At 48.1% G+C, this 13,216-nt stretch carries 4 protein-coding genes; 2 read left to right on the plus strand and 2 right to left on the minus strand.

Annotated features, from left to right (window positions below):
* Positions 1-9: 9 nt before the first annotated feature.
* Positions 10-2,304 carry a penicillin-binding protein 1C gene (pbpC, locus tag S2091_RS03205; RefSeq protein ID WP_243405303.1) on the minus strand — a complete coding sequence of 765 codons (2,295 nt, stop codon included), beginning with the start codon at positions 2,302-2,304 and terminating at the stop codon, positions 10-12.
* An 87-nt stretch (positions 2,305-2,391) separates the two neighbouring features.
* Positions 2,392-7,533 carry an alpha-2-macroglobulin family protein gene (locus S2091_RS03210; RefSeq protein WP_105530351.1) on the minus strand — a complete coding sequence of 1,714 codons (5,142 nt, stop codon included), beginning with the start codon at positions 7,531-7,533 and terminating at the stop codon, positions 2,392-2,394.
* Between the two features lie 938 nt (positions 7,534-8,471).
* On the opposite strand from S2091_RS03210, the gene S2091_RS03215 reads away from it, so the two are divergent.
* On the plus strand, positions 8,472-9,248 hold the full coding sequence (locus S2091_RS03215) for a hypothetical protein (protein ID WP_105530352.1): 777 nt from the start codon (positions 8,472-8,474) through the stop codon (positions 9,246-9,248).
* Between the two features lie 580 nt (positions 9,249-9,828).
* Positions 9,829-13,113 (plus strand): fused isobutyryl-CoA mutase/GTPase IcmF, encoded by a 3,285-nt coding sequence (icmF, locus tag S2091_RS03220; protein ID WP_105530353.1) that lies wholly within the window; start codon positions 9,829-9,831, stop codon positions 13,111-13,113.
* Positions 13,114-13,216 lie beyond the last annotated feature (103 nt).

The following is a 13,216-nucleotide window of genomic DNA, read 5'->3' on the forward strand; positions in this document are numbered from 1 at the left end:
CTGCACAATTCACTGCATCTGAACGCTAACCCCAATCCGGTCAAAATTCCCTTGCATATCAAACGCGGTAATGTCGTAACGGCCAGCATTGGGAAACTTGATCGTTTGGTTAATCCGTTTGTCGGTCAATAAACGTCCGTTCACCATCCAGTTAACCTCCCCGTGTGAACCGCGCAATTCCAGTTTCGCCTCAGGTAATTTACCACCGTTAGCTTGCCGGATCAGTTCACCATCATTTAGGCCCATTATTTTGAGAGCATTGCCGTCGCTGTAGGACGAGCTGTAATGCGCACTACAACTGCTATCCCATTCCGGCGGTAATGATTTTTTGTGTAAGTCTGGATCCAGCCACAGTTGTAATGCCGCAGGCCAGCGCATGATTTGTTGTTGCCGGTAGGCGTGTTGCGCGCAATCGGGTAATACGCGTTTGCCGGTTTGTTGATCTACAAAATAAGTCAGGCGCGGGCTCATGGCTTGTAAACGGTCGGGAAAAGTTGGCGGTGCAATGCCATTTAAGGTCCAGGCGGTGCGTTGTAGCGGACAAAGATCTTCATTGCCATCAATTATATTGTCGCTGGCGCGGGTGCCGGAAGGCCAGCATATTTTTTCTTGTTTGACTGTGGCAGGCGCAGGGTTGGGGCTTAAGTTACGTCCATCCGGTAAAGCATTGAATATGTCCACCAATAATGGTGCTGCGATATTGGCACCAAAAAATCCCGGATTCGGTGTGCCGTCAGGTCGTCCAACCCAAACGCCGATGGTGTAGCGCTGGCTGACGCCAAGCGCCCATGCATCACGGAAGCCGAAGCTGGTGCCGGTTTTCCAGGCGATGCCACGGTAACTGCCGTTGCCTTCCACTGCACGGCCAACCGGGCCGCCGGTTTCTAAAATATCACGCACAATAAAAGCCGCGCCTTCGCTCATCATGCGCCGTTCTTGTAGCGGCGCCGATGGCACAAACCGCGGCGTCACTGCCATGCCGGCGCGTGCCAGTGACGAATAGGCCGCCACCATGTCTTCCAGTCTGGCACCTGCGCCGCCTAAAATCACGCTTAAATTCGGTGCTGCTCCTTTAGGAAATTCCAGCTTCAAACCGCCACGGCGCAGCATGGCAACAAAGGGCACCGAGCCTAATTGGTCTAATACCTGCACGGCGGGTACGTTTAGCGATTTGACTAAGGCCTCGGAAACACTGACCGGCCCATGAAAATTTTGTTGAAAATTTCCCGGTTGGTAGCCGGAAAACGATTGCGGAGTATCGGATAGCAGTGACTCGGAATGGATCAAACCTTCATCTAATGCGAAGGCATATAAAAACGGTTTTAGTGTGGAGCCGGGAGAGCGGGAAGCGCGCACCATATCGACATTGCTAAATCGTTCCCGGTCGGTAAAGTCGGCCGATCCGGCATAGGCCACAACTTCTGCCGTGCGGTTATCCATCACCATCGCCGCCATGGAAATGCGCGGTGGTAAAACATTGACTCTATCGACCAACAAGGTTTCGACGGTTTGCTGGGCGATGCTGTCGATGGTGGTGTCGATGCGTAATTGCCCCGGGTTTTGGCTTTTCATGCGCTGGGCTAATAACGGGGCTAACAAAGGCTCTCTGACGGTTAATGCGGCAATTGGCTCGGTTAAGGCATCTTTAATTTCAGCCGTGCTCCAAATGCCGCGCATGCGGTAGACGACTTTGTTGCGTGCTAATTGCGCTTTTTGTGGATAGCGATCTGGGCGCAAGACAGAGGGTAATTGTGGAAGCACGGTTAAGAGTGCGGCTTCTGCATGGGTTAGTCGGTTGGCTGGTTTGCCGAGGTAGGCGCGACTGGCAGCTTCTACGCCTTCCAGCACGCCGCCCATTGGCGCAAAATTCATGTACAAATCTAAAATCTCAGTTTTGGAATAATGGTATTCCAGCTGCAGCGCCCTCGCTATTTGCTTGAGTTTGCCGGACATGGTGCGCGGGGTTGGATCGAGTATCCGTGCGACTTGCATCGTCAGTGTGGAGCCGCCTGAGACGATATGCCCATAACGCAGCCATTGATATGTAGCGCGGAGTAAGGACAGTGGATTTACTCCCGGATGCCACCAAAAATTTTTATCTTCGTAGGCAATTAAGGATTGGATGTAGTAGGGCGATACCGCATCCAATTTAATCGGGTGCCGCCATATATGAGCGCGATCAGGAAATGCTCGTAACGGTGTGCCATCTTTGGCAACCACAATCACGTTAAAGGAATCGCGGCCGGGAGCGGGGAGTGGGAATAATTTATCGGCACTCCAGAGTAGCACTAATAGCGCAGACAAACAGCCATATCCGATCTTGTGGGAACGAATATGGTGTTTTAAAGAGGTTGCGAACTGACGATGAAACATCACTTATTTACTGTTCATTTACGGCGCGGTAGGAGGACGAGCCTCAACAATGGTCATGGATTCACTACCACCAATTGAACCGTAAACATCAGGGCGATACATGTCATCTACATAGAGTGGCGGGATGACAAACTTGCCGGGTGTGACTACTCTCAGCCGATAGAACAGATTGAGTATCTGACCGTCAATGCGCGCTGCCACCACAAAACGGTCATCACGGAATTCAACGTGTTTAATACGTTGATCTTGCATGGCTTCGGCCGGATTAATGTTATCGAATCGCACTACGCCCATCTGCTCGCCTTGCACAATATTGGTGTTTTCAATTTCCATCCCTGCCGGAATCCGATCAACCACCATGCCCGTTCCTATCGATGTATTGGCGCTGACTTTGAGATGCATAATCACCGTTTCACCCACGGTCAAAGGGCGGTTACCAATCAGACTGCCATCGGGCGCATACAAAGTACGGTTTAGTTTAATGATGTCATTTTTAGGTGGCAGTATTTTGACCGGGTTACCTGTGAGCGCCAGTTCCAGCCAAATATTTTCCTTAAAATTATTTTTAAGTTTAAAGCCGGAGGCAAGGTCGCGCGCAGTGATTTCATGGAACACCTGAGAATTCCCGCCGATGTCTTCGTCTTTACCATTCAAGGCCAAACTGGCTGACCAGGTCTCACCGCTTTGCAAGTCATAATTACGTCCAATCTGGAACAACGCTAGCTTTTCTTGGGTGCTGTAATAGCGGTATTTATCCATTTCACTAGCAACAATCGCTAACAGATTTTCGCTGCCATCGAGTTTGATCTGATGCTGTTGCAATAAGCCGTAAGCCAATGCGGCATCACGTAACGTGCTGCCGTAGTCATACCACCAGTAGCCCGCATTGCGTGATTTGGTCAGGCTTTCTTGCAGGGCGACCTTGCTGCGTTCACCGTCGCCCATCTGTTTCAGTGCGATACCTAACTGAGTTAGCGCCAGACCGTTGGCGGCCAGAGCGCGTGAATCATGTAATTGACGTAAGGTTGCCAGCGGTGCTTTATTGGTGCGCGATAAAACGTAGCCGCCGAATGCCAATACGTTAAAACGGCCATTATCTTTAACGCGATTTTCTGCCCAAACAGAATTGTTTTCGGCTTGAATTTGAGCTGCGGTATTCGGCAAACGAGAAACACCTTCCTGCAAGCCGCGTAACAAGAAATCCATGGATTTGTTAAACATCGCATCGGGTACGCTAAAACCTTGTTCACGCGCATCAACTAAAAAATTGCTGACATAGGCCGACAGCCAGTATTCGTGATCAGACACATTTCCCCACAAACTATAACCACCGTTAGGAGCTTGCATGGTGGCCAAGCGCGAAATTGCCTGATCCAGCATGGTGACCCGTTGTTCGCGGGTATAAGGTTTTAGCCCGAATTTTTTAGCCATGACTTCGTCAATAAAGACGTGCGGATAAGCGGTGCTGGTGGTTTGCTCGGAACAGCCGTAAGGATATGTCAGCAAGCCTTGCACTGCTGCGCGTACATCTATTGGCGCTTTATTAGACACCAAAATATGCGCTAAAACGGAGTTAGGATACATGCCGGATAATTCAGCATCCTTAACTTCCAACGTGTCACCCGGTTTGATGACATAGCGCCGTTTAAGTTGCTGTTGCTGGGTCGGTGCCTGAACCATTAATGGGAAATTACGTTCGATGTTGATGTCTTTGCCTGCAATTTTTAAATTCACATTTTGCAGACCCAGTGTGCCGCGTGCTTCGAGAGGAAAGCGTAAGGTCACTTTTTGCTGGTCTTTTAATGACACGCTGCGTTCGCCTTCACCAATTTTTAAGCCATCGGCACCATTCAGGTTAAGAGTAAATTGCTGCGGGTTGCCGGATAAGTTGGTTAAGTCCAGGGCGATCAGCGCGTTGTCGCCTAGCGACAGGAAACGCGGCGTGGCAATCTCGGCGACCAGCGGTGCGGCCACTACCATTTCCTGTTCTTTAGAGCCGTAACGGTCAGTGCCACTCACTACTGCCATTAATCGTAATGTGCCGTTAAAATCTGGAATGTTCAGCGTAATTTCAGCGGTGCCTTGTTCGTTCAACAGCACGGGGCCGCTAAATAAATCTACCAGTTTCACTTTTTTAGGTAAGTCTTTGCTTGGTTTCGGTGTGGTATCGCCACCATATTTCAACTTACCTTTTTGGCCTGCCATTTTTTCAATCAAGCGCCCATAAACGTCATGTAAGTCAGCCCCGTAGCGTAAGCGTCCGAAGAAAAAATCATGTGGATCTGGCGTGGCAAATTTAGTGATATTTAAAATACCGACATCCACCGCAGATAAAGTCACCATCGCTTTTTGACCTTTGGCGTTGGGAACGTTGACTTTAATTTTTACGCTAGTGTCAGGTTTGATTTTGGCGGGCGCTTCAATGGCGACGTCAAGCTTTCTATCGCCGCGTTCTAACGGTAAATGAACGATTCCCAAGGCACGCGCCGGTGTGACTTTGTCACCTTCATTTCCGGGTCTTAAGACGATTACGGAAACATATAAATCATGCCGTTTCCATTCTTCTTTGATTGGAATGCTGACGGTGCTGCCTTCTGCCGCAACGGACATGCGCTTGACCCATAAACTATGGTCGCCTTCTACCGTAATTAACGCTTCACCTTTATGTGGCGGAGTAATGGTCAATTGCGCGGTGTCGCCGTTTTTGTATGCGGCTTTATCTAATTTCAACGCAACGCGATCTGGCCGGTTACCTTGCGCTTCATCGGATTGCGCATTCCAGCCCGCATAAAAACGGTACACCAATTGCTGGTTGGTCGCCGGGTCAAGAATCTCCAGACGATAGCGACCGTATTTAACCGGCAACCTTAGTTTGCCGCGTGCATCGGCAGGAATGCTCACGCTGCTAGTGGCAACCAGTTCTTCGGTTTCGGTAAAGCCGGATTGCCAGCCGCCGTGGTCGGCAAAGCGCCAATAATAATTGCGATCTTCACGGAACAAACGCACCGGCATACTGGTGCTTGCTTGTAGTTTTGCGTCGCTATTGGCGCGTATCACTTCAAATTCAACCGGGCTGTTCTCGGTTGCATAAGCACCTGAAAACAGAGGACGTACCCCGACTAATACCGGCGCGGGCCAAACCGTTTTTTCTATGCTGCGCACCACTGGGCGACCGCCGCTTTCCAATAAACTCAACGTGGTTCTGACGGTGAAGGGCGAGTGACGTTTGGCGACTGGGGAAAGGTCGACTGCAACTTGTGCCTGGCCTTTGTCGCTCAGAGTCTGTTCTTCTAATTCTTTGCGGGTCTTCTTTTCATTTTCATTCACATCGCCGAATTCAAAGCCGGGGAATTGCTTGCTGAGTGGATTAAGATTGCGTTCAAATTGCACTACGCCTAGCAAGCGATTTCCAGCCGCCGGAGCGCCGTATAAATAGTTTCCAGATACGGCAATCGTATATTCCTGATCTGGTTTTAACGTAGCTTGTTTACTATTCAGATCTAATTTCATGCGTTCCGGTAAAAATTCTTCCACGCCAAACTTGAATACGGTGGCGGGAATTTTATCGGCAGGGTCAGCGCGCAACTCCAACACCCAGCTACCGGTTGCGGCATCGGCAGGTATCGCTAAATGCTGCAAGAAATATCCCGGGTAACGCGCATCAGGCCGCCAGGTGGCATTGAAATGTTCGCGTCCATCCGGCGATTTTAATTTGGCCTGGATAGGCTGAGCTGGTACGCCATTGCCATCGGCATCGCGCGCCACCACCGATAAATCGAGGCTTTCGCCGGGGCGATATAGGTTACGTCCCGAGTAGGCAAACAAACGAACCGGTTTGTAAGGCGCACCGGTAACGGTGTATTCAGACAGATCGAGCGCAGGTTCTTTCAACGCCAGCATGGAAATTTGCGGGCCTTTTTTGGCGAGTAAGACTTTGGCATTTTTAGGTTGCTCGGCAAATACCGCATGGCCGTCACCGTCACTATCTGCCCGCGCTAACACCTTGCCTTGCTCGTCTAGCCAGGACAGCTCAACGCCACTGACGGCTTTGCCATCGGTTAAGGAGCTGACAAAAACATCGGCGGATTTATCGTATAAGCGGGTATGTAAGCCAATATCGCTGACATAAAAATAAGTGGTTTGGTAATCCGACGTAAAGCGCCCGGGTTGGCTCATTACCGCAACATAGACGCCAGGTTCCTTGAGTTCCTTTACATCTTCAACCGGTAAATAAGTGACGCTGCGTTTGTTTTTGGTTTGTTCGGTAACGAAGCGGCCGGAATAAACGCTATCGGTCAGCTTACGCAAATCATCTAATTGATAATTTTGAACCGCGCCACGTAAATTGCTGCGACGCCAGTCGTAGTTGTTGTAATTCTCATTATTATCGGCATCATCCTCAGACGCATTTTTTGCTACGGTAAGATTCTTCTTGCCTTCAATAACGCGATCCAGAAAACGCGGTAATTGATCGTCTTTTACTTTAAGGAATTGCACATCGACTTCAGGCACATTCACCGTAACGATAGGCAGGCCGCCGTTTTGTTTGGCGGGTAATACCATGCCATTGCTGGCAAAATAATAGGCAGGTGAAACTTGTGCAGTCAAGATGGAATAACGCGTTTCGCTAGCTAAGGTCTTACCATTTTTGGATGGCAATCCAACCTTCACCTGTACGACGTAGCGGGTTTGCGGATTGATGTGCGGGAAATATAAAATGCGCGGATTGTCACCAACTACCCAAGCACCTGAAATCAGTTTGCCACCTTTAAAATCTGTGTCGACGTCCTTGGTGCTTACTGCTGTAATTGCGGCAGGGTCGCCGTCATTACCATTGCCGGAATAATCTTCTTCGTCGTTTTCTTGCCGCAAGTTGGCTGCTTGTCGCTTTAATTGCTCGGCAGTGGCGGGCATTTCAAACACTTGTATATAGTTATCGACCGTTTTACCTGCATCAAGCGGCACACTAAATGTGAGCGCTAACGCTGGCACGCCATCCAGACTGCGGTCGGCGGCATTCACTGCGGTGAATTCCTGATTAGGGTCATCGCTTTCCGCACTTTCGGCACTATGACGGTTTTTAAAAAACCAAACACCGGCAATTAAGGAAGCCAGAACGGCAAAAATGATAAAAAATTTCGTGACAGAAAGTTTGCTCACAATGGTTCCTTGATTGATTAGTGTTGTCGTAAAAATAAATTATTGTGTTGGCAATAGTAGTAATTTTAATAAAGAAAGTAAAGCGAGAGGAATTGTCCTTGTTGTTTTAAGCCGTACATCCCTTAGCATCACCCTATCAAACACTGTCAGCGTATACATTGTGATTGGTGATATGCGTTTTTACTCGAAATAATCAAAAACACTTGCTTGACAATAGCAATTTATCAGGCAAAAAAAACGATTTAGCGTTAATTCAATCAAATTGAGCACATTTGGGCGTGCGTGGAAAAATGGGATGTCGGCTCCGCAGGCATGGCTAACCATGCCTAATCATCAACCCATCGGGTGCTACTTGAATCGCTATAAAAAATCTCTGATTGGTCAACGTCACGACAAATTAATGCTTTAAGTAAACGTTGCTAATTGGCTGAAAATGCGCAAAATGCCCTATTTAGGGCATAGACCAATCAAAAAATGGCCTGTAAATTCACTCCGCTTACTAATTTATTAAAACTTAGGACTTACGCTCCAATCGCCATTAACGTCATATATGGACTCGCCTGTTTGTACAAGCAGAATATCGTCACTTAGCAAAGAATGAGTTGCTGTCATATATTCGACTTCAGGGGGCTTAGATGCTCGCCATCTAAGCCCCAATACCCTGAGCCCTAATGGATAATTCGCTACATATTAGTGGCCTGATCATTCCCGCGTAGGCGGGAATCCAGGAATTCACACGCTTAGTGGTGAAGGCACTACGTGCCCTGTATCCCTGTAGGCAGGGGGCGTTCCGCTGGCAGACGATATATCGTCTGAATTCCCCGCTCCACCACTGGATCTCCGCATTAGCGAGGATGACGATTTTGCGTAAGTCCTATTTATATATATTTATGGAATTGAGTTACGATTTTCGAAGTTTTACATACATAGAGAGATTTATGAAACGCGCAATATTTTTAATGATATTTTTTGTTCAATTATTTGCATGCGAAGTTCACGCACAATCAGCAGCAAGCGACGTACCCTCAGAGGAAAATGCTAATACAACTCAAACTATCGAAGTTCGAGGCATCAAAGACCCAGAATGGAAACCTTATCGCATTATGCTAAAAGGGTTGGATGCTTTTGATAAATATCACAGCCTGGCGCCAAAGGCAGATCTTAAGTTTATCTTGCGACCACAAGTTCCCAATATGTCTATCACTGACGTTAAGTTGCATATAGAGGCAAACGACGTATCAATTCCAATTCCGATTTCTGAGGAAGGAACCTTTGTAATTCCGAGGAATGAGGCTGCCGCAGAGCAGAATGCGGAGATGATCATCAACAACAAAAAGAAAAATACCGTCTTGTGGGCTCCCTACATGCGCACGCCGGGCATTGATATAAACTCAAGACGAATGGGTGATATGCGCCTGGAATGCGAAATTGTCTGGGCAGTGGATCAGGACGATCTACCTTTCATTATCCGAAATATTTTTCGTTTGGGTGGTGGACTTTGTAAGTCTTCACATATTGGGGTTTCCGTTCTGGCGCCCAGACAGATAACCTCAGTCACTATGATTTCTGGCGCGAGAAGAGAATCATTACCTATTGGACCGGGAGGCAAAAGTTTTACTCCCCCGCTATTCGACGAAAAATGGGATAACGATACAATATTTGAATTCCAATTTTCTGAAAAGAGCGCAAAAGAAAATGAATCGGCAATTGACTAACATCTGTATGTGAATTCAAATCCGGAGTACAGCTTTATGATTATGAAGGATTTGAAGGGGTATTTTGATTGCCAGGGAACGCACATTAAACGATAAGGCATCATATCATTTTATTGCATTAATACCAATTAATAAGGGCTCGCGCAGGCGCTAGCTCTTATCCACATCTTTTTAATGGTACCCCTATTCTTTAATGCTCCCAGCCTCTACCATTCATATTTTGCTATTTATTCTTTTATCCCTTAATTCTCATAAAACAAGATAAAACTTGTGGGTAAGGGTTGGCGCTTGAGAGAGGATGACATTATAGGCTTGTTGTCTAAACGGAATTGAATGGCTTGCTAAAGGTATCCCTATCAACGCGAATATCACTATAGGTAACCCAAGTTTTCAAACAATGACTTACGCCAAATTAGTCAACAAGCAGGTTGCCAACATTAATCCGCTGGAGTAAGTTGTAAATGCCCTGTTTTTAGCTCGTGGTTTGCTTGACGTTAACGTCAACGTAATATAACTTACGGTACCTGATTTTCATTTCCTTACCCAACTACCCAGCGCAAAAGCGCCAAGGATGTCCCTCATGACTGATTTATCCATTACCCAAAAATTAACCGAATATAAACCCGTCAACAAAGTGCGCTTCGTTACGGCCGCTTCCTTGTTTGACGGGCACGACGCTTCGATCAACATCATGCGTCGGATTTTGATGGCGAATGGCGCGGAAGTCGTGCATTTGGGGCATAACCGTTCAGTGGAAGATGTCGTAACGGCGGCCTTGCAGGAAGACGCGCAGGGTATTGCGATTTCCAGTTACCAAGGCGGTCACGTCGAGTATTTTAAATACATGATGGATTTGCTGCGGGCTCGTGGCGGTGCGCACATTAAAGTGTTCGGCGGCGGCGGCGGTGTGATTGTGCCGGACGAAATTGCGGATTTACATGCTTATGGCGTAACACGCATTTTTAGCCCTGAAGATGGTCAGCGCATGGGTTTGGTCGGTATGATTTTGGCGATGATACAAGCTTGTGATATTAATTTGTCGAGCTACGCGCCTACTTCTTTAGCGGCATTGGAAGAGCCTGACATGGGAACCCGCCAACGCAGTTTGGCGCAATTAATTACCGCATTAGAAAATGAAGAAGTTGATCCGGCCTTAAAAGCAGCCTTGCACAAGCAGGCGGAAACTAAACGCGTGCCGGTGCTCGGTATTACCGGAACCGGTGGTGCGGGTAAATCGTCATTGACCGACGAATTAATTCGCCGGATTCGTTTGGATCAAAATGACAGCATCAACATTGCTTTAATTTCGATAGACCCGTCACGCCGTAAATCGGGCGGTGCCTTGTTGGGCGATCGGATCCGCATGAACGCGATTATGCCTTGGGGCTTAAGTACCGAGCCGCGTGTATTCATGCGCTCACTCGCTACCCGTGAAGCAGGTTCGGAAATTTCTCCTGCCTTGCCGGACGTGATTGCCGCCTGCAAAATAGCCGGCTTCGATTTGGTCATGGTAGAAACTTCCGGTATTGGTCAGGGCGACGCCGCCATCGTGCAGCACGTTGATACCAGCATGTATGTAATGACGCCGGAATTCGGTGCGGCTTCCCAGTTAGAAAAAATTGATATGCTGGATTTTGCTGACTTTGTGGCAATCAATAAATTCGACCGTAAAGGTGCGTTAGATGCACTGCGCGATGTTTCTAAACAAGTACAGCGTAACCACGAATTGTGGACCTTAAAGCCAGAACAAATGCCAGTCTACGGCACACAGGCTTCGCGCTTTAATGATGATGGTGTTACCGCCTTATATCAGGGCTTATTGGCAAAATTAGTTGCGCAAGGCATGCCGCTGCATCCAAGCAAGTTACCTGTTGTTGATTCGCGTTTTTCCAGTGGAAAAAATGTGATTGTGCCACCAGCGCGTAGCCGTTATCTGGCTGAAATTTCTGACTGCGTGCGCCATTATCATCGCTCCACCGCCAAGCAGGTTGCGTTGGCGCGTGAAAAACAGCAATTGCAAGCTGCTGCAAAAATGCTGATGAAAGCAGGTAAATCAGTTGATGTGGAAGAGCTGGTGCAAGAGCGCGATAATCATCTGGATGCCAATTCAAAACAATTATTAGCCAGCTGGCCAGATATGTTGGCCGCTTATTCAGGTGCTGAATATGTGGTTAAAATCCGCGATAAAGAAATCCGTACCAATTTGATTTTTGATACCTTATCCGGCACCAAAATCCGCAAAGTGGCCTTGCCAAAGTTTGTTGATCACGGCGAAATTTTGCGTTGGCTCATGTTGGAAAACGTACCGGGTTCATTCCCGTTCACGGCAGGCGTATTTGCCTTTAAACGCGAAGGTGAAGATCCAACTCGTATGTTTGCCGGCGAAGGTGATCCATTCCGTACCAACCGCCGCTTCAAACTGGTTTCACAAGGTATGCCAGCCAAGCGTTTATCGACCGCGTTTGATTCCGTTACCTTATACGGTGCCGACCCGGCGGTGCGTCCAGATATTTACGGCAAGGTCGGTAATTCCGGCGTGTCCGTAGCAACGCTGGATGACATGAAAGTGCTGTACGACGGCTTTGATTTATGCGACCCGGCAACCTCGGTTTCCATGACCATCAACGGTCCGGCACCGACTATTCTGGCGTTCTTCATGAATACCGCAATTGATCAGCAAATGGATAAATTCCGTACTGATAATAAGCGTGAGCCAAGCGCAGATGAAGCGGCAAAAATTAAAGCCTGGGTACTGCAAAATGTACGCGGTACGGTGCAGGCCGATATTTTGAAAGAAGATCAAGGTCAAAATACCTGCATCTTCTCGACTGAATTCTCACTCAAAGTAATGGGCGATATTCAGGAATACTTTGTGCATCATCAAGTGCGTAATTTTTACTCGGTATCGATCTCCGGTTACCATATTGCCGAAGCGGGCGCGAACCCGATTTCACAACTGGCGTTCACTTTGTCGAACGGGTTTACCTTCGTCGAAGCCTACTTGGCACGCGGCATGCATATTGACGATTTCGCGGCGAATTTATCGTTCTTCTTCAGTAACGGCATGGACCCGGAATACACCGTGTTAGGTCGTGTAGCACGCCGTATCTGGGCAGTGGCGATGCGTGACAAATACGGTGCAAATGATCGCAGCCAAAAACTCAAATACCATATTCAAACCAGCGGCCGTTCCTTGCACGCGCAAGAGATCGACTTCAACGATATCCGCACTACCTTGCAAGCCTTGATTGCGATTTACGATAACTGTAATTCCTTGCATACCAATGCCTACGATGAAGCAATCACGACGCCAACGGATGATTCAGTACGTCGCGCTTTAGCGATTCAATTAATTATTAATCGTGAATGGGGCTTGGCGAAAAATGAAAACCCGATTCAGGGTAGCTTCATCATTGAAGAGTTGACCGACATCGTGGAAGAAGCGGTATTGAAAGAGTTTGAACGGATTGCTGAACGTGGCGGCGTATTGGGCGCGATGGAAACCGGCTATCAACGCGGAAAAATCCAGGAAGAGTCGATGCACTACGAGCACATGAAGCACGACGGTAGCTTGCCGATTATCGGCGTGAATACCTTCCGTAATCCGAAGGCTGGCGACACACCGCAAAAAATCGAATTGGCGCGTTCTACTGATGAAGAAAAGCAATCGCAATTACACCGTTTGGCAGAGTTCCATGCCAAACATGCTAACGAAGCACCGGCCGCATTAGCCGCGTTGCAGCAAGCTGCTATTCTGGATGAAAACGTGTTTGCTCAATTAATGAGCGCGGCACGGGTTTGTTCATTGGGGCAAATTACTACTGCCTTGTTTGAAGTGGGTGGGCAGTACCGGCGCAATATGTAAAGTGGGTGGGTACACCCTTGTGGTGTAGTCAGAGTTTCGCTAGCGACTGGCAAAAGGGTTTGGCTATGAAGAGCCAAACCCTTTTGCATTTATGGGGAGCATT

The sequence above is a fragment of the Solimicrobium silvestre genome (genome assembly GCF_002976435.1).
Lineage (GTDB): Bacteria > Pseudomonadota > Gammaproteobacteria > Burkholderiales > Burkholderiaceae_D > Solimicrobium > Solimicrobium silvestre.